The 17,163-nt window shown below is 70.9% G+C and carries 17 protein-coding genes and 1 pseudogene; 7 read left to right on the top strand and 11 right to left on the bottom strand.

From position 1 onward, the window contains the following. Positions 1 to 281 precede the first annotated feature (281 nt). The gene (locus ACWDGI_RS43215) at positions 282 to 800 is read left to right on the top strand and encodes a DUF4913 domain-containing protein (RefSeq protein WP_450768541.1); all 519 of its coding nucleotides are present in this window, start codon (positions 282 to 284) and stop codon (positions 798 to 800) included. A gap of 80 nt (positions 801 to 880) precedes the next feature. On the opposite strand, the gene ACWDGI_RS43210 is transcribed toward ACWDGI_RS43215, so the two are convergent. Next, positions 881 to 1,915, bottom strand: coding sequence for an NlpC/P60 family protein (locus ACWDGI_RS43210; RefSeq protein WP_450768540.1), 1,035 nt, complete (start codon positions 1,913 to 1,915; stop codon positions 881 to 883). A 162-nt stretch (positions 1,916 to 2,077) separates the two neighbouring features. Here ACWDGI_RS43210 and ACWDGI_RS43205 point away from each other — a divergent pair, with 162 nt between their 5' ends. Beyond that, a complete protein-coding gene (locus tag ACWDGI_RS43205; protein WP_450768539.1) occupies positions 2,078 to 2,473 on the top strand; it encodes a hypothetical protein in 396 nt (131 codons plus the stop codon). Next, complete coding sequence (locus ACWDGI_RS43200) at positions 2,470 to 3,702, top strand: DUF418 domain-containing protein (RefSeq protein ID WP_450768538.1); 1,233 nt, start codon at positions 2,470 to 2,472, stop codon at positions 3,700 to 3,702. The genes ACWDGI_RS43205 and ACWDGI_RS43200 overlap by 4 nt, the downstream gene beginning before the upstream one ends. On the opposite strand, the gene ACWDGI_RS43195 is transcribed toward ACWDGI_RS43200, so the two are convergent. The 8 genes from ACWDGI_RS43195 to ACWDGI_RS43160 form a co-directional block, all read right to left on the bottom strand. Beyond that, entirely contained in the window at positions 3,605 to 5,413 is a 1,809-nt protein-coding gene (locus tag ACWDGI_RS43195) for a type IV secretory system conjugative DNA transfer family protein (protein ID WP_450768537.1), read from the bottom strand. The genes ACWDGI_RS43200 and ACWDGI_RS43195 overlap by 98 nt on opposite strands. Then, positions 5,410 to 7,215 (bottom strand): ATP/GTP-binding protein, encoded by a 1,806-nt coding sequence (locus tag ACWDGI_RS43190; RefSeq protein WP_450768536.1) that lies wholly within the window; start codon positions 7,213 to 7,215, stop codon positions 5,410 to 5,412. The genes ACWDGI_RS43195 and ACWDGI_RS43190 overlap by 4 nt, the downstream gene beginning before the upstream one ends. After that, positions 7,212 to 8,705: an SCO6880 family protein gene (locus ACWDGI_RS43185; RefSeq protein WP_450768535.1), complete on the bottom strand. Its 1,494-nt coding sequence runs from the start codon at positions 8,703 to 8,705 to the stop codon at positions 7,212 to 7,214. Before ACWDGI_RS43185 ends, ACWDGI_RS43190 begins: the two co-directional genes overlap by 4 nt. Before the next feature lie 170 nt (positions 8,706 to 8,875). After that, positions 8,876 to 10,063: a hypothetical protein gene (locus ACWDGI_RS43180; protein WP_450768534.1), complete on the bottom strand. Its 1,188-nt coding sequence runs from the start codon at positions 10,061 to 10,063 to the stop codon at positions 8,876 to 8,878. A gap of 1 nt (position 10,064) precedes the next feature. Beyond that, positions 10,065 to 10,820, bottom strand: a complete 756-nt coding sequence (locus ACWDGI_RS43175; protein ID WP_450488110.1) for a hypothetical protein — start codon at positions 10,818 to 10,820, stop codon at positions 10,065 to 10,067. 13 nt (positions 10,821 to 10,833) lie between these two features. Further along, a complete protein-coding gene (locus ACWDGI_RS43170; RefSeq protein WP_450768533.1) occupies positions 10,834 to 11,118 on the bottom strand; it encodes a hypothetical protein in 285 nt (94 codons plus the stop codon). 80 nt (positions 11,119 to 11,198) lie between these two features. Continuing rightward, positions 11,199 to 11,480 carry a hypothetical protein gene (locus ACWDGI_RS43165; RefSeq protein ID WP_450768532.1) on the bottom strand — a complete coding sequence of 94 codons (282 nt, stop codon included), beginning with the start codon at positions 11,478 to 11,480 and terminating at the stop codon, positions 11,199 to 11,201. Continuing rightward, positions 11,477 to 11,839: a hypothetical protein gene (locus tag ACWDGI_RS43160; RefSeq protein ID WP_450768531.1), complete on the bottom strand. Its 363-nt coding sequence runs from the start codon at positions 11,837 to 11,839 to the stop codon at positions 11,477 to 11,479. Before ACWDGI_RS43160 ends, ACWDGI_RS43165 begins: the two co-directional genes overlap by 4 nt. Positions 11,840 to 12,560: 721 nt before the next feature. Between ACWDGI_RS43160 and ACWDGI_RS43155 the strand changes: the two genes are divergently transcribed. From ACWDGI_RS43155 to ACWDGI_RS43145, 3 genes are all read left to right on the top strand, one after another. After that, entirely contained in the window at positions 12,561 to 13,397 is an 837-nt protein-coding gene (locus tag ACWDGI_RS43155) for a lytic transglycosylase domain-containing protein (protein ID WP_450768530.1), read from the top strand. 11 nt (positions 13,398 to 13,408) lie between these two features. Beyond that, the gene (locus ACWDGI_RS43150) at positions 13,409 to 14,329 is read left to right on the top strand and encodes a hypothetical protein (protein ID WP_450768529.1); all 921 of its coding nucleotides are present in this window, start codon (positions 13,409 to 13,411) and stop codon (positions 14,327 to 14,329) included. Positions 14,330 to 14,465: 136 nt separating this feature from the next. Continuing rightward, positions 14,466 to 15,050, top strand: a complete 585-nt coding sequence (locus tag ACWDGI_RS43145) for a sigma-70 family RNA polymerase sigma factor (RefSeq protein WP_450488099.1) — start codon at positions 14,466 to 14,468, stop codon at positions 15,048 to 15,050. A gap of 25 nt (positions 15,051 to 15,075) precedes the next feature. Here the strand turns inward: ACWDGI_RS43145 and ACWDGI_RS43140 are convergent, their stop codons facing one another. Both ACWDGI_RS43140 and ACWDGI_RS43135 read right to left on the bottom strand, forming a co-directional pair. Continuing rightward, a complete protein-coding gene (locus tag ACWDGI_RS43140) occupies positions 15,076 to 15,258 on the bottom strand; it encodes a hypothetical protein (protein ID WP_450768542.1) in 183 nt (60 codons plus the stop codon). 1 nt (position 15,259) lies between these two features. Continuing rightward, positions 15,260 to 15,430 (bottom strand): annotated as a pseudogene (locus ACWDGI_RS43135) (ABATE domain-containing protein); the annotation flags it as partial. Positions 15,431 to 15,546: 116 nt separating this feature from the next. Here ACWDGI_RS43135 and ACWDGI_RS43130 point away from each other — a divergent pair. Beyond that, positions 15,547 to 16,413, top strand: coding sequence for an alpha/beta fold hydrolase (locus ACWDGI_RS43130; protein ID WP_450768528.1), 867 nt, complete (start codon positions 15,547 to 15,549; stop codon positions 16,411 to 16,413). The last annotated feature ends 750 nt before the right edge of the window (positions 16,414 to 17,163 follow it).

Below are 17,163 nucleotides of genomic sequence, written 5' to 3'. Positions count from 1 at the left end.
AAGCCGCCGACGATGGGGAACTTGTCGAAGATCACCTGGCCGAGCCTAGAGCACCCTCTGAGAGGCCACCGAACCAGATCTCAAACGCGGTCTGAGTCAAAAGGAGGCACCGGGTGACGAGCGCAGCGTCACCCGGTGTCTCCTCGTTTGCGTCGGGGCTCCGCTGAACCCCGTACCGCACGCGCGCGTTGTGCTCTCCGTACGAGACCTGGATATCCCGCTTCACGGCTTCCCCGGCAACGGTCCGAGGCGGCCCCCACCGCACACCAGGAAGGTGCATCATGACGGTCCCCACTCCCAGCGCGGAGGACAAGACCGCGGCGCCCGCCGAGGCCTCCTCCGAAGCGCCGCCACCTGCTGCAGGACCACCGGCCGCACCCAAGTTCATCCTCTACTTGCAGGGACCGGAGTATGGGCAGGCGCTGCGGCAGCTGACCCTGTGGGTGCACCACGTACTGCTGCCGGTCTACGGCCGTGAGGTCACGTCCTCGGCCCCGTGGTGCTCACGTTGGTGGGAGCATCCGGAAGCGGTGGCCCAGATGCACAGCCTGTGGCTCGCCTGGGGAGAGCTGACCGAGACCGGCAACTCCACCGGCATGAACGGCCCCGCCGTCTGGCACCGGGACTACCTGGCAACGGTCATGACGAACCTGCGGGACCCGTCGGGCCCGTTCGCGGGCTGCAAGCCCGGCTCCCACCGTGTGAAGGAGACTCCCGCCGTCGACGCCGTCGACCCGTTCGGGCCACCGCCCGAATCGACGGCTCCACGGCCCGCGTTGGCCGGAGCGGCGCGTCGCTGAGGGCTGGGACGGACCGAGGGGCGGACCATGGTGGTCCGCCCCTCGGTCGGTGTCAGTTCACCGGTCTCAGGTCATCGGAGTCAGGCGTCCGGCCGCACCACCCCCAATATCTGCATCGAGGCCGCCTTCGACTCGTACACGTACCGCCCCGGCCTCGGGGCCGAGATGATGTTCCCGCCCCCGACGTAGATCGCCACATGGCTCGCGTCGGAGAAGTAGATGATCAGGTCACCGGGGCGCATGTCCTCGACCGGGACGTGCTTCAGCTGGGCCCACTGCATCTCCGACGTGCGGGGGATGGTGACGCCCGCCGCCAGCCACGCCTGGGACGTGAGGCCGGAGCAGTCGAAGGAGTCGGGGCCCTCGGCGCCCCAGACGTAGGGCTTGCCGATCTGCTTCGCGGCGAAGGCGATGGCCTTCTGGCCGGCGGTCGTCGCGGCGGTGCCGACCTTCTTGAGGATGCCCGTGCTCTCCCACTTCGCCTGGGCCTGCTCGGACTGCTTCTTCTCCAGTTCGGCGAGGCGTTGGCGTTCCTTCGCCGCCAGCGAGGACTCCAACAGCTTCGCCTCGGCGATGTGCTGCTCGACCGTCCTGCGCTGCGTCGCCATCGCGCGGCGGCTCGCCTGCAACCGCTTCAGTTCGGCCGCCGCCTCGTCCGTGCGGGTGCGCAGGGCCGACTTCGTCGTCTTCAGGTCGGTCAGCAAATTCTGCGTGCTCTGCTGGGCCTGGAGAGCCAACCCCGCGTTGTCCAGGGCCCGTCCGGGGTCGCTGGCCAGGGCGAACTGCAGCTCGGCGGGGACGCCGCCGTTACGGTACTGGGCCCTGGCCGTCGCTCCGGCGAGGGAGTTGAGGCGGGTCAGTTTCTCCTCGGTCGTGCGGACCTGGGAGTTGAGTGAACTGACGCGCTTCTTCTGTGCCTTCACCTTGCCGTCAGCCGCGTTGTACCTGTCGGTCGCCACCTCCGCCTGGTGGTACAGGCTCTCAAGCTCCTTCTGCACCTCGGCGAGGGTCCGGGGGGCGGCCTGGGCGCCCGGTTGGGTCGCCGCCGTCAGGGTGCAGGCCAGGGCGACTGCTGCCGCCGCCCGGTGGCCGTGGGTGCGCAGGGGCCGTCTCATCTGGGCCGAAGCTCCCTTCGTATGCGTCGGTCGGGGTTGGACCGTGGGGTCCGTCCGCACAACGGGGGTCACCCGTCCGGCGGTTCAAGGGGGCGTGAACCAGTGGCACCACGGCATCCGTTGTGCGCGAGAAGAGGTGTACGGGTCGGTGAAGGGGACTGTATGAACGCCAAGCTGCTGCTGCTTGCCCTGAGCACGGGGCTCGGCCTCGGGCTTCTCCTGCTCGCCGTCCGGCAGTTGGTGACCGTGGCATGGTTGTGGGCACGTGGAGTGCTCGTGACGGGTGTCGTGACACCGCGGGTGCCGGGCGACCGACGGCGGACCGGACTCGTGGTGTTCACCGACCACCTGGGGCGGACCATTGTCATCGATCCGGGCGCGTACGGGTCGCTGCGCGGAATGCCGCCGGTCGGCGGGACCGTGCCCGTGGTCTATCCGCGCGACCGGCCCGCGGCGGCCAGGTTGTGGACCCCGCGGTATCTGTTGTCACCGGCGCTCGGGTGGTTCCTTTCGTCGACCGTGGCCTTCGCCGGCGGGACCACCATGGTGACGCGGTGAGGGAGCGCGAGGCGGTCCGTGCCGGGCGGGTCCAGGACGTCGATGTGCTGCGCGGGTTCGCCCTGTTCGGCATCCTGCTCGTCAACGCCCAGCTGATGGCGGGTCCTTACACGGCGTTCGGGGGTGGTCCGCACGCCTCCGGCGTCGACCGGGCCGCCGCCTGGGCGGTGACCGCGACCACCACCCTCTACCAGCTGTTCTCCTTCCTCTTCGGCTACAGTTTCGTCCTCCAGGAGCGCGCCGCCCGGGAGTCGGGAAGCCCGTCCGCCCCGCACCATCTCCGGCGTGCCGCAGGGCTGTTCGGCCTCGGGCTCGTCCACGCCGTGCTGCTCTACGCCGGCGACATCCTGATGACGTACGCCGTTCTGGGACTGATCCTTTACGGCCTGCGCGGGCTGAGTCCCCGGGCCGCGCTGCGGGTCGCGGTCTGTCTGGTGGTGGGCCTCGCCGTGCTGCTGCTCGGGTACGGGCTGCTGACCGTCGTCTTCACCCAGCCGGTCACCCCAGCGCAGTACGCCCCCGAGGTCGCGCGCTCCGTGGCCGCCTACCGCGGCGGTTTCCTGTCGGTGGTCGGGGCCCGTCTGCGTGAGCTGCCGACGACCATGGGCGCGAACCTGATGTACACCCCCGACATGCTGGCCGCGTTCCTGGCCGGCCTAGCGGCGGCCAAAGTGGGCCTGGTGGAGCGGCGTGGCCGGGACCGGCGGTGGCTGTGGCGGGTCGTCGTACGGTGGCTGCCGGTCGGTCTGGCCGGCGGGGTGGTCACCGCTTGCTGTGCGAACGGGCCGCTGGACAGCCGGTGGTTCCTGGTCGGACACGCGTTGTCGCTGCTGACCGCGCCCGCGCTCACGGCGTCGTACGCCTGCGGGCTGCTTCTGCTGCTGAGCGCCATGCGCCCGGCGGCGGCCCGTGTGCTGGCCGCCTCCGGGCGCATGGCCCTCACTCAGTACCTCTCGCAGTCGCTGGTCCTCGCGCTCGTCTTCACCGGCTACGGCCTCGGTCTCTACGACCGGGTTGGTACCGCCGTCGTCCTCGCCGGGTGCCTGGTGCTGTACGGCGCCCAACTCGCCCTCGGCGTACAACTGATGGGGCGAGTCAGGTACGCGCCGGCCGAGCTGGTGCTGCGGACCGTCAGGCTCGGGCGGCGTCCCGGTAGCCCTCCACGGCGTTCTCCTTCTCCAGGGTCAGGCCCTGGCCCGGCAGCAGACGAGCCGCTGCGCGTTCCGTGATGGCCGCCGTCTCCGCCTTCGCCGCCGCCGAGATCTCGCCGGCGCCGGGCTCCTTGTACCAGGGGCGCAGCCGGATCAGGGCCGGCTTGACTCCGGTGGCGAGGAGCAGGGCGGTGCCCTTGGGCAGGGCGCGGATCTTGTCGGGCGGCAGGACGGACTCCTGGCGGTAGGAGTACGAGCGTGAAGTGCCGTCCTTGCTGCGGGAGATGCTCGGGGTCTTCACGTCGTGCTGGCCGACCAGGGTGGAGATCTTCTGGACGAAGTCGGCGTCGTCCAGGCCCGCGCCGAGTAGTTTGATGGTCGCCGCGCTCCACAGCGCGTCCATGCCGACGTCCCCCCATACCCGGGCGCCCTGGCGGTAACTCTGCAGCAGGGTCACGACGTTGATGCCGCGCGAGCCGAAGTGCGAGTACAGGTCGGGCAGGTCGGAGATGCGGCACACGTTGGCCGCCTCGTCGAGGACTGCGGTCAGCGGCGGGTCGAGCCGGCCGCCCATGCGCTCGGCGGCGACGACGCCCGCCCGCATCGTCGCGTCGGCGAGGCCCGCGATGACGCCCGCCGCCGAACCGCCACCATCCTTGGACAGCAGGTAGAGCGTGTCGGTGCCCAGCACGTGCCTGTCCGGGCGGAATTCCGGGAGTTCGGGGTCGGGCGTGACCCAGGCGAGGATCTCGGGGTCAAGGAGGCAGGAGGCGGTCTGGCGGGCGGTCTCGTAGATGCCGTCCCGGGTCTCCACCGCGCCGCGCACCGTGCCCTGCAACTGCTCGGCCATCGCGACGAGTCCGACCTCGCGGAGCAGGTCGATCGGGGTGCGGTCGGCGGGGTCGGCGAGCCAGGCGAGCAGGTCGGTCAGCGGGGCCCGGCCGCGGGCGGCGGCCAGGAAGAGCGCGGTCAGGGTGTTCTGGGCGGCCGAGATCCAGAAGTCCTTCTTCGCGGTGTCGTCGTTGACGGACGCGACGAAGTGACCGGCCATCCGGCGGGCGCCCTCGATGGTGTGGCACTCGCCGAGGATGTTCCACCACATGGCGCGCGGGGCGTGGGCGATGCCCTGCGGGTCGAACGTCCAGACCGTGCCCGCCTTTTCGCGCTGGGCGCGGGTGACGGCGTACACGTCGGACTTGTTGGAGGTCAGCAGGACCGCGCCCTGGGCGCGCAGCACCCGAGGCACGGCGATGCCGGTGGACTTGCCGGCACGGGGCGCCATGAGGTCGAGCTCGACGTCCTCGTAACTGCTGCGCAGTTCGGGGCCCTTGGGGTCGAGGTCACCGAGGAGGTTGCCGGTCTCATCCGGGTGGACCTCCTCGCGGCCCTTGAGGGTGGGGCGCAGTTCGCGGGCGCGGGCCTCGATGCCCTTGGGGCACATGGCGGCGAGTTCGCGCCGGCCTGCGAGGCCCTTGGGTGCTCTGCCGCGGTCCATGAAGAAGTTGACGGCGAGGGCGGCGGGCACCGCGATGAGCGCCAGCAGGCCGAACATGCCCGCATAGAGCACGGCGGCCGGGGTGCCCGGCCACAGCGCGGTCGGTCCGCCGGAGGCCAGGGTGGCGATGGTGGACATGGCGAACGGCGGGGCGTCCCAGCCGTCGCCGGAGAGGCCGGCGCCGAAGGTGCCGCCGGCCCAGACGAGGGTGAACGCGAGGAGGGCGGTAGCGGCGATCGCGGCGATCGCCCACTGCATCTGGTCGCCCAGGCCGGTGCTGCGGGGTCCGCTCATGCGGTCCACCCCCCGGCCGACGCCTCGACGGCGGGGAATCCCGGGTCACCGGGGAGGGCGAGGGCGCTCGGGTCAGCGGGGAGTGCCGGCGGCAGGGGCCCTTCCTGCGCGGCCCGTGCGACCTCGGCGGCGGCGCGGGCGGCGGCCTGCTCGATGGCCGCCTCGTTGGTCGTCCAGCGGGTGTTGGTGTTGTGCAGGTCGCGCTCGGCGTCGGTGATGGCGACCTTGATCGGGATGCCGGGGCGGCCACCGACCTTGATGAGGAAGCGGCCTCGGCCCGGGGGTTCCTCGTCCTCGCCCCGCACGCCCCAGCCGGGGGGCGAGGACCAGGACGACACGAGTTCGATCTCGCGGCGGGAGAGTCCGACCACCCTGCCGAGGTCCTCCATCTCGGTCTTCGGCAGTCCGGCGCACACGACCATGCCGGCGCGCTCGACGAAGCCGCGCGCCTTGGCGCGGTCGGCGTCGGTGCCGAGGGCCTCGGCGTCCTTGAGGGTGTGGGTGATCTTGGCGTCGCCGAGGCCGAGGGAGCGGTTGAGGCGGGTGAGCGCGTCGATGCGGTCGACGATGCCGGAGGCGGCGCGCAGCGGGCGCCACAGCTCGTCGAGCACGGTGAAGAACCAGCGCCGGGGCGCGAGTCCGGCGTCCGCGAGGGCGTGCGAAGCGGCGACCGTGCCCAGGCCGTCGGACCAGGCGGCGAGCATCGCGGCGGCGGTGAGCTGGGTGTCGGCCTCGCCGATGCCGGAGATGTCGATGCACACGGCGGGCGCGTTCGCGTCGATCCGGGTGGACGTCTCGGAGGCGAAGGTGTCGCCGAGCGGGCCGTCGAGGATGCCGAGCAGCGAGCGGTGCAGCGGGTCGACGGCGTCCCGGTAACGGGTGTCGTCGCCGCGGTCGAGGGTGACCGCGCGGACCCGGTCGGGGCCCTCGGTGAGGACCCTCAGCACGTCGGGCAGCAGCACGCTCCGGCCGGGCAGGGTGCGTTCACGCAGGTGGTGCAGGACGGCGGAGAGCACGGACTGCTCATGGTCGTCCATGGGCCGGCTGCGCACGATGGTGATGAGGGCGGCGACCATGTTCAGGACCCGGCCGTGGGCCTCGGCCTTGAGGACCTCGCCGGCCTCGCCGCCGATCTTCGCGGCGGCCTCGCCCATGGCGCCCGGGTCGAGGACGTTGATGCCGCCCCGGCCGCGGCCGATGGAGATGACCTGGCCGCCGAGCGCGCGGACGGTGTCGGCGTAGTCGGGCTTGAGGTCACCGAGGACCAGCGGTACGACACCGGTCGCGGCGAGCCCGATCAGCATCCGGTTGATGAGGGTGGACTTGCCCAGGCCCGGCATGCCGAGCATGAACAGGGAGGGGTTGGAGATGTAGCGGGCCCGGGTGAACCAGTTCAGCGGGTCGCCGCAGACCGTGGCGCCGGTGAACAGGTGCTGTCCGAGCGGTACGCCGGTCATGGGCGAGCCCGAACCGGCGGCGAACGGCCACATGCCGCAGGCCTGCACGGTGGTGGCACGCCACATGGTGGGCGGGTCCATGTAGCCGACGCGCCCGCCGCCCGCGCCCTGCCAGCCGCGGGCCGGGACGTACAGCTCCCTGGGCTTGGCCGGGGCCTTGCCCTTGGCACCGCGCTTGGCGTCGGACTTCGCCTTGGCCTTCGCGGACTTCGTCGCGGCGGCCTCGGCCCCGGATCCGTCCAGACCGACCAGCCCCGACCCGCCCGCGGCCAAGTCCCGGAGCGCCTGCTCCTCGGCCATCAGGTCTGCTCGCTCGGCCAGCTTCTCTTCGCTACGGCGGCTCACAAAGCCTCCTGCAGTTCGTGCGGGACGAGGGTCTGTTCCCACGGAAGGATTCCGGCGGGCAGGGTGCAGCTGAACGCGGCTGCCTGCATCCGGTCGGCGGGGCGCATCAGCACCCGGGACGCCGCGGTCAGGTTGCGTACGGTGACGCTGGCGTCGGCGAGTTCCTCCATGGTGTCGACGGTGACCGTCAGCATCAGGGAGAACTCCACGAGTCCGGCGCCGGAGGCCTCCTCGGCGGCGGTCTGTTCGGCCGCCCGCATCTCGGAGGCCGCGCGCGCCTGGACCATGCCCTTGCCCGATGTCGCCATGAACTGCGCGCTGCGCCGGTCGGCCTCGACGATCCGGGCCGAGGTGGCGGGGTCGATGGCCCGGTAGACCAGGGCGACCCGCTTGCGCCGGGTGCCGGGGGCGGCCTCCAGCATGCCCCGCAGGACCGAGGAGCGGATGGTGCCGCGGGGCGCCAGGGTCAGCATCCAGGTGCGGGAGACACCCGAGTCGTGCTGATAGGCGCTCACCGTCTCCACGGCGGCGGCGGGACCGGCGTCGTCCCACTCCAGGCCCGTTCCGCCGTCCTGAGCACGGGCGTTGAGGACGTCGGCGGCGACGGCGGGGTCGTAGGCGACCCGGACGACCTCGGCGATCCGCTCGGACGACAGCGGGTACGCGGCACCGCCCCCGGCCGCGACGAGCCCGCTGAGCAGGCCCGGGATCCGGATGGACAGCTCGGTGATCATGTCCTCCTTCTTGCGCTTCTGGCCCGCCGGGTTGCCGTAGGTGAGGGTGACGTAGGTGTGCATCTCGGAGGAGGCGCTCGGGTAGCGGTCGACGACCTCCTCCATGACGGCGCGGGCGGCGGCCGGCGCGTGGGGGTGGATGCGGGGCAGCACCTCGTGGGCGAGCCGGGTGCCGGGGTCGGGGGCGGTCTCCACGATCACGGTGGCGCCCTTCAGGCCGGGTTCGTGGGAGAGCCGGGCCAGCCACTCGCCCCACAGCGCGACCCAGACGTCGACCTGGTCCGGGTCGATGAGCGAACCGCCGTCGGGGTCGCAGCCCAGGACGATCGTGTACAGGTCGCGCTGCGGGTGGTGCAGGATCCCGAAGGGACGGTCGTAGGCGTCGCGGCCCTCGCTCGCGGCGACCTTGTTGAGCAGGCCCGGCGGGCGGAACCGGCCGCCGGGCCGCGCGGACAGCGGGCCCGAGACGTAGAGGTGCGCGCCCGCGGCCTTCCGGCGCCACCAGCCGACGCGCAGGGCGAAGAGCTGGTAGACGTTGCGGCCGTCCTGGGTGCGGATGGCGAGCGGGATGAGGAACAGGACGACCGGTACGAACACGATCACCGCCGCGTACAGCGAGATCAGCGACGCCAGCAGGGTGGCGACGAGTCCGCCGAAGATCACGAAGGTGCCGACGAGTCCGAGCGGTCCGAGCCCCGCCCGCCTCGGCCTGCGCCAGTTCCCGTAGGTCGGACTTGAGGCGGCTTCCGTGGACATGTGACCGGTTTCCTTTCGTGAAGTGGTGGGGGCACGGCGTGAGTCGAGAAGTGTGGGAGAGAGACCGCCGGGCTCCCGGGGGGACAGGAGCCCGGCGGTCGTTCGTCAGGGGAGACGACGCCGGGAGGATGTACGGGCGTACGGCCTGGGTGTCGTGGACTCCCCCTGGCTCACTTGTTGTTGCCGAGTTCTCCGTCGGCGCCTTCGACGGCGCCGGAGACGGCCGAGCCGGCTGTCTGGGCCGCGGCCACGGCCGCGAGGATCGCGATACCGGCCGGGCCGCCCATCGCTGCGGCTTCCTTGCCCGCACCGCCGCCGCCCTTGCTCGCAGCGCTCGGACCGCCCGAGCCGGGCGCGCCGTCCGCACCGCCGCCGCCGGACGCGCCGCTGGCACCGCCGGTACCGCTCGCTCCGCTCGGGCCCTTCTGTCCGCCGCCACCGCCGGACCCGCCGCTCATGGCGCCCACCTGCACGGCACCGCTGGCCAGTTGGCTGCCCGCCTGGCCCATGGAGGCCATCGGGTTGCCGGTGCCCATGGCAGCGGCGGCGGGTACGACAAGCTTCAGCAGCGCGGGGAGCGCGATGGCGGAGAGCAGCATCACGCCGATACCGGCGATACGGGTGTTGACGTCGGCGCCCGTCTTGCTGTTCTGGCCCTCGGTGATCATCGCCATGCCGGCGTTCAGCACGAGGGCGACCGCGGGCTTGTAGAGCAGCCAGGAGATCATCCAGCCGATGTGCTTGCGCCACCAGCCGGCGCCCCAGTCCGTCATCGAGGCCGCGGCGGCCATCGGAAGGGTGCCGAGCATGATCATCATGACGCCGAGCCGGATGTACATCAGGACGGTGTGCAGGATGCCCGCGAGCAGCAGCAGGAAGGCGAGGAGCAGCAGCAGGAAGGACTGGATGTTGCTGTTGTCGCCGCAGGCGCCGATGTTGTCCAGCGCCTTCTGCACGGAGTCGTCGAACAGGTAGGTCGAGTAGTTGTCCGCGACCCTCGCGGCGGCCAGGCAGATGGTGGTGGCGGCGCCCGAGACGAGGACGACCCGCATGATGCCCTTCAGGGCGGTGATGCCCGCGGTGCCCTTGCGTTCGAGCGCCATCTTGCCGGCCGCGAACAGCAGTGAACCGACGGCCAGATAGACCACGATCCACGATGTCTTGTTACTGAGGTCGTGCGAGGTGGTGGTGCCGTCCAGGGTCGGCACCGTCTTGGCCAGCCCCGCGAACACCGCGATCGCGGCGGCGAGGATGCTCTTCGCGATGAGACCGACGACCGTCCCGACGGGGTCGCCGAGAAAGCTGAAGAACCCGGTGATCGCATCCGCCAGCGGGTTCCCGTTGCTACAGGCCGCCACGTCAAACCCCCCAAAGTGTGTAGCCCACGGCGCTCTGCTCGGAAGCCAACGGTGAGTAGAGGCTCCCGCTGCTGTCGGGCTGGATCTTCCAGTCGCCACCGCTCCAGCGCACGTAGACGGTGGTCTTGGCATAGCCTTGGTCGTTCTTGATCAACAGCACGACGGACGCTGCCGCGCTGGTGTACGAGGTCACCTGGAACCCGGCGTACGACGAGGTGGTCGGGGCGCTGTCCGAACCTGCCGTGTCCGGTACGGCGGTGCGCTGGAACACGAACAGTTCGCGTTCCTGCCCGGCGACCACCTGCTGGTCGGTGACGGTGCGCCACTGGGTTCCGCTCATCTGGGTGGGGATGTCGGTGGCGGCCAGCACGGCGCCCATGGGGGTGTGCGCGAAGCACCACCACACGGCGCCCTGGATCCTGGTCGGCCCCGCCGAGGCGGAGACCGGCACCCGCCCGACGTCGAGCGTGCGCCAACTGATGTCCTTGGGCACGGACGGGGGGATCGCGTCGCCCGCGCTGTCGTCGGTACGGCAGCCACCGGGGCGGCCGTCCTTTATGGTGACGGTGCCGGACAGCGGGCCCTTGGAGGCCGGAGCCTTGGCATCGTCACCGGAGCCCGATCCGGACGTCACCGTGGTGATCACGCCCAGGACGACGACCAGCGCGAGGAACCCCGCCGATGCCTGCCAACTGCGCTGCTTCCAGTACGGCCCGGACTCCTCCGACCGCTGTTCTCCGCGCTTGAAGATGCCCACTGTCCCGCGCTCTCTACTTGAAGACGAACGTGATGATCGGGCCGGCCGTGGCCACCAGGACACAGCCGCCGAGCACCATGCCGAGGCGGCTCATGTGCTCCGAGCTCTCACCCCGCTTGACGGAGATGGCCATCATCGCGCCGGTGACCAGCACGCCGCAGACACCGGCGGCGGTGCCGGCCCAGGCGAGGAGGCCGAGGACGACGTCGACCTTGCCGGTCAGCTCGACGGGGGCGTCGCTCTTCGGCGCGGGAACGGCGGCGAGGATGTTGGAGGCTTCGTAGAGTATTGCGGACATGAAGATTCTCCGAGGATTCGGCGCCCGGCCAGAGCGGTGGGCGGGAGGGTCGACTGGCAGTGCTGGAAGGCCTGTTGGGCTCAGGGACCTTGAAGGGTCAGGTCGCCGAGGAACTTGACGAGCGGACCGGCCGTGGTGGCGAGCACGCAGCCGACGACCACGAAGAAGACACCGCGGAAGTACTCACCGCCCTCGCCCGGCTCGCCCCGGCGCAGCTGGAGCGCCATCTGTATGCCGACGATGATCAGTCCGGCGACGCCACAGGCCGAGGCGGACCAGGAGAGGACGTTGATGATGAGCCCGCCGTCGCCGCCCGGGTCCCAGGCCGCCAAGTACTGTGGGGCGGAAAGGAGTTGACTCACGACACGACTCCTTCGCCGTAGACGTCGCTGCCCACCAGCTTGGAGAGCGTGACGAGTTGCCTGGGGATGCACTTCAGCTGGTCGTCCGTGCGCCACGCCGGGATCCACGGCACGCGGTGCACGCGGGCGACGGAGCGCAGGACCCGGATCCGGCGCAGCAGACTGAGCGGCAGCCGTCCGGGGGCGTCGGCGACGAGGACCACGGCCAGCAGTTCGAGCCCCCGCGGGGCCTTGCCGTCCTTGAGCGCGCCGAGCGCCTGGGAGACGGCCCGCAGTCCGGCCGCGCTGGTCCGGCCGACCAGCACGATCCGGTACGGCTCGCCGCGGGCGGGCTCCGGCCAGCGGGCACCCAGGTCCACTCCACCGAGGGCCTCGACCAGCGAGGTCGCGCCGGACCCGCCGTGCGCCTTGACCCATCCGACGTCCTCCCGCGACCTGCCCCGCGCTGCCGTCCTGGGCCGCTTCGGCTGACCCCAGCCGGCCTGCGCCGCGCGGGCCGGAGGGGCTTTGCGTGCGAGGGCGGCGGAGCGGGGGGCGGCCTGCCGCGGGGCGGGCGCCGTGGTCCGAGGGGCGGCGGCCGGCGGCACGTCGAGGGCCGCGGGCCGGAGGGCGACAGGCGCCGCAGGCCGCGGCGCGGGCTGTACAACGGCCTGCGCCCGAGGTGCCGGAGCCGCCTGCCGCACGGGTGCCGACGGCAGCCCGCCGCCGAAGCCGTGCTGCGGGGAGTACGCCGACTGACCGACAGGGGCCTGGTGTCCGGCCGGTGCGGGAGGTCCGACGGGTGCGGGCGCGGCACCGTCCGTCGCCGGCGGTGCCGGCGCCGCCGACTGTGTGGATTTCGGTCCCCGTACCCATGACTGCGGGCCCGGCGGTGTCGCCGAAGGAGTGCCCATGATGTTCTTCCCGCCTCCCTCTTGGCTGCTCGCACTTCCGCTGCTCTGACTCATCCGGATTTCCACTGGTTTGAACTTTTTGGCCGTGTGGCCCGTTTCGATCTACCGGGGCCGTCCGACAGCACAACGGGCCGTGCGGCCACAGCGGTTCAAGACGAGATGAGAAGAAGGAAGAAGGCGGACAGAGATGGGTGCGGGAGAGAGCGAGGAGGGCGGCGGCTCGAAGGCCGTCATGTACGGGATGGCCGGCGCCGGCGCGGGCGGCTGCATGATGATCCCGCTCTCCATAGCGGGCGCCGTGCCGCTCATCATCGTCTTCGGCGGCTTCGGTGTCCTGCTGGCCCCGCTCATCGCGCTGATCCTGCTCTTCGGAGGAGGCGGCGGCAGAGCCGACAACTACAGCGGCGACAACGACACCGCGAACCGGATGCTGACCGTCCTCCAGGGCGACGGCAGGGGCGAGTTGGACACCTCCACCGTCCCCGAGGACCTGGTGGACCCCATCCAGAAGGCCGGCAAGCTGTGCGACGCCATCGGCCCGATCGTCATCGCCTCCCAGGTGGAGAAGGCGTCCGGCTTCAACGCGACCCTGGTCGGCCCCAGGGGCGAGGTGGGCATCTCGCAGCTGCCGCCGGACGTTTTCAAGCAGTACGGCAAGGACGACGACGACAACGGCAAGACGCAGGCGACGGACAACGCGGACTCGATCATGGCTCAGGGCCGCTACATGTGTGATCTGGCCGGCCAGGGCCAGAAGTTGCTCGACGACGGCACGGTCGTGAAGTCCACCGACGAGAACGGCACCACCACCAACAGCGTCCTGGACCTCGCTCTGACCGGCTACGCCATCGGGATGGACGCCGTGAAGACGGCCAAGGGAGTCCCGCAGTCGAACGACGCCCTGAGCTACGTCCTGTCCATCCGCGCCCAGTTCGCCAAGTACCAGGGCATCGCCGCCCCGCCCCCGGGCGCCACCCCCGGCGTCACCCCCAGCTTCACCGACACCGCCGAACCTGCCACATGAGGAGGACAGCAATGGGCCGCTTCGAGGTGTACATCTGCGACGAGGGCCTCGCCGAGATCGACGGCGACCCACTCGTCCCCGCGCCGGGCCAGTCCGTGCACGAGGCCGTTCTGGACCAGTTGCAGCGGCACGCGGAGGAGCGCGACGCCGCCGTTGAGGCGACGGTCGAGAACGGCCCCGGCGCCGCCCACTTCGTCCTCCAGGTGCTGCCCGACGGCTCCAGCCACATCCTCGGCTACGACGCCGAGGAAGCACCGGAACCCGAACCGCAGCCGACATCCCAGCCGGAACCCGAGCCGGCCTTCGAGTCGTCCCCCGGCGTCGCTCCCCCGCCCTCCACCACCCCCGCCGCCACGTCGGTGGCCGCCTCCGCCATCGCCACTGCGGTCGCCCGTGCCCGCGCCACGGCCGCCGCCCGTACCGCCGCGCAGGAACCCGTCCCCGCCGTCGACCCGCCGCCCGCCGAACTCGCCGAACAGATCCGCCGTATCAACGCGTTGGCGACCACCGGCCGACTCGACGAGGCGTTCGCCGACGCGACCACGCTGCGCGAGAGCCTGACCGGTTCGGTGGGCGCCGAGCATCCGCACGCGGTGGAGGCGCGGGCGTTGGAGGCGTACCTCGCGTACCTGCGCGGCGACTACCGCGAGGCCGTCGTGTTGGCGCTGTCCGTGGCCCGGATCCGGTGCAGGGCCGGGGACGAGCGGGCGTCGATGGAAGTGGCTCGGGCGGCGGCGTCCTGGCAGCAGCTCGACGACGAACGGGCCGCCGTCGCCCATGGACGCGAACTGCTGCACATGTGGGGCATGTTGAACCGTCGCGGTCCGCTGCCTCCCGGCCACACCGAACTCGCCCAACAGGTCCACAGGGACGTGGAAGCGCTGGAGGGGGCGTACGTCACCCCGCGCACTCCCTCCGCGCACCACCGCTGACCGGCCCGTCAATCGGCTCGTACAACGAGCGTCAAACGGACGTGGACCGTCCCTCGGAACACTCCCTTCCGCAGGAGACCCCGCTCCGGCCCTCGATCGGGCCGGGTCGGTCGCCCCAAGGAGCAGGAGGACATCCATGAACGTGACGGCCATCGGATCGGCGAGCGCGGTCTCTCCCGAGGAACGGGCGCTGCGCGACCTCTACCTGGAGCACGGGCCGGCCCTCTACTCGTACGTACTGCGCATGCTGGACGGCGACACGCATCGCGCGGAGGACGTCCTCCAGGAGACGCTGCTGCGCTGCTGGAACAGCCGGAACCTGACCGACGACGAGGGAATGGCCGTACGCCCGTGGATGTTCCGGGTCGCTCGCAACCTCGTCATCGACGCGCACCGGACCCGGATGGCGCGACCGTTGGAGATCAGCGGCACCAGCTGGCTGGGCGACATGTGCGCCGAGGTTGACGACATCGACCAAATGCTGTCGTCCCTGGTGCTGCACAAGGCCCTGCAGAAGCTCACGCCGGCGCACCGTGAGGTGCTCCTGGCGACGTTCTTCGCGGACCGCACCACCCAGCAGGCCGCGGACGAACTGGGGATTCCGCGGGGCACCGTGAAGTCCCGCGTGTACTACGCGCTGCGCAGCCTTCGGCTCATCCTGCGGGAACACGGGGTCGTGGTGGAAGAGGTGTGGGAGGAGGAGACCGACGTGGCTTGCTGACGGACGGGCAGGGCCTGTGAAGGCGTCAGTGACCGGCCGGCGCGTCCGGCTCGTCGGTGTCCAGGTCGCGCAGGGCCACGCGCACGTCTTCGGCGGCCTGGACGGCGATCCCGTTGGCTACGGTCATCAGGTATCGGGCGAGCAGGCCGGGATCGGCGTCAGCCGGCAGGTCGCCCTCGTCCACGGCCCGCTGGAACCTGTGTCGCACCCTCTCTGCGCACCATGTCCTGCAGGAGGTCCCGCGTCTCGCGCAGCAGTGCCAGTTCCGCGGGGCTGCCTTCGCCGCCGTGTTCCCGCGCCCAGCGTCTGCCTCCGGCCGGGTCGCCGAGCGCGTCCTGTTCCTCGCCGCTGACCAGGGGCCTGCTGTTGATCAGGTCCATCAGCTGTCCATCGAGTACCGCTCCCCCCTAACCAGATCTAAGTGTTTGACAGGTTAGCTCATCGAGTGCTTGCATGACACGAAGCTAACCGCATAAGCCTATCTAGGGGGTTAGACATGAACTCGGTGCGCCACCGGACCGCCACCATCGATGGTCATGAGATTTTCTACCGCGAAGCAGGCCCCGCCGACGCCCCCGCGATCGTCCTGCTGCACGGCTACCCAACCAGCTCGTTCATGTTCCGCGAGCTCATCCCGCTATTGGCCCACGACTACCACGTCATAGCACCGGACCACCTCGGCTTCGGCCACTCCGACGCCCCCCTGGCAGGGGAGTTCACCTACACCTTCGACGCCCTCGCCGAACTCACCTCCGGACTGCTCGACCAATTGGGCCTGGACCGCTACGCCCTCTACGTCCAGGACTACGGCGCCCCCGTCGGTTGGCGCCTCGCGCTCAAGCACCCCGAACGGATCTCCGCCCTCGTCACCCAGAACGGCAACGGTTACGAGGACGGATTCGTCGAGTCGTTCTGGGCCGACGTGTGGGCCTACGGGGCGAACCCTGGTCCCGACACCGAACCCGCCGTCCGCGCCGCGCTGAGCATCGATGCCATCCGCTGGCAGTACGTGCACGGTGTGCCCGACCCGACCCTGGTCAGCCCGGACACCTGGGAGCATGACTTCGCCCTCGTCTCCCGCGAGGGCAACGACGAGGTCCAGTTGGCGCTATTCCGCGACTATCAGAACAATCGCCCGCTCTACCCGCTGCTGCACGAGTTCCTGCGCACCAGCGAGGTCCCGGTGCTCGCCGTTTGGGGCCGCAATGACGAAATCTTCGGCCCGGCGGGTGCGAGGGCCTTCGCCCGCGACGCCAAGGATGCGGAGGTGCACCTGGTCAACGGCGGCCACTTCCTGCTGGAGAGCCACCTGGACGTCGTCGCGGGCTACATGCGCGGTTTCCTCGGGCGAGTGCTGGGGTAGGCGGGGCCGGAAGCTGGAAGTGGAGCTCTTCACAGGCCACCGCGCCGACAGGGCAGTCCAGGGCCCCTCGGTTCCGTCGTCCTTGCCCAGTGAGTCCGCACAGGCTCACCCGGCCCACGTCAGCACCCTTTCGGGTCCGGGCAGTGCACCCGTATCCGGACGGTTGTGCGGGGCGACCAGCGGAGAGGCCGGTCACGCTGTCTCGGGATCCCGTTTCCGTTCGGCTTCCGGCATTGGCATTCCACGCAACTTTTAAGATGCTCGCGCGGCAGATGTTCGGCTGCGCCAACTTCGACCTGCTCCGCAAGCGGGTCCTCCTCGCCGCGAGAGGCCGTTCATGATCGCGCTCGTGGTGACCCTCCGTGGCTCTGGCACCAAAAGTGACGTCCATGCGGTCTGCCTGCCCGAGGGCGCAGTTGGTCGCGGATGCCGGCGGGCAGGCCGATGGCGGCGGGCTTGGTGGCGCCCCGTGGCTGGACGTGTTGCCGGTGGGCAAGCACCATCGGCCGCGCACGAGTGCAAGCGGCCCTTCACAGTTGAGGATATAGCCGCGGGACGTGCGACGACCCAGAGCCGGGTCGAGCCTGTCGTGGCGTACCCAGCGGGAGAGACTCGCTTGTCCAGTCCAACCCGAGAACCCACGTGGCCGGCGGCCGACGCTCACTCACCCTGTCTTCTTCGGTTCTTCGCCGAAGCCACCGCCCCCGGATCTCCCTGTGAGGTCTGGTCTCCTTCCCTCTACTCTCGTCG

The organism is Streptomyces sp. NPDC001220, from assembly GCF_053597895.1.
This window is presented reverse-complemented; position numbering and strand designations above follow the sequence as displayed.

Bases quoted from the DNA above. Each gene is read 5' to 3' on its own strand.
- ACWDGI_RS43215 (WP_450768541.1), top strand. From the start codon at position 282: ATGACGGTCCCCACTCCCAGCGCGGAGGACAAGACCGCGGCGCCCGCC.
- ACWDGI_RS43210 (WP_450768540.1), bottom strand. From the start codon at position 1,915: ATGAGACGGCCCCTGCGCACCCACGGCCACCGGGCGGCGGCAGCAGTC.
- ACWDGI_RS43205 (WP_450768539.1), top strand. From the start codon at position 2,078: ATGAACGCCAAGCTGCTGCTGCTTGCCCTGAGCACGGGGCTCGGCCTC.
- ACWDGI_RS43195 (WP_450768537.1), bottom strand. From the start codon at position 5,413: ATGAGCGGACCCCGCAGCACCGGCCTGGGCGACCAGATGCAGTGGGCG.
- ACWDGI_RS43185 (WP_450768535.1), bottom strand. From the start codon at position 8,705: ATGTCCACGGAAGCCGCCTCAAGTCCGACCTACGGGAACTGGCGCAGG.
- ACWDGI_RS43170 (WP_450768533.1), bottom strand. From the start codon at position 11,118: ATGTCCGCAATACTCTACGAAGCCTCCAACATCCTCGCCGCCGTTCCC.
- ACWDGI_RS43155 (WP_450768530.1), top strand. From the start codon at position 12,561: ATGGGTGCGGGAGAGAGCGAGGAGGGCGGCGGCTCGAAGGCCGTCATG.
- ACWDGI_RS43150 (WP_450768529.1), top strand. From the start codon at position 13,409: ATGGGCCGCTTCGAGGTGTACATCTGCGACGAGGGCCTCGCCGAGATC.
- ACWDGI_RS43145 (WP_450488099.1), top strand. From the start codon at position 14,466: ATGAACGTGACGGCCATCGGATCGGCGAGCGCGGTCTCTCCCGAGGAA.
- ACWDGI_RS43130 (WP_450768528.1), top strand. From the start codon at position 15,547: ATGAACTCGGTGCGCCACCGGACCGCCACCATCGATGGTCATGAGATT.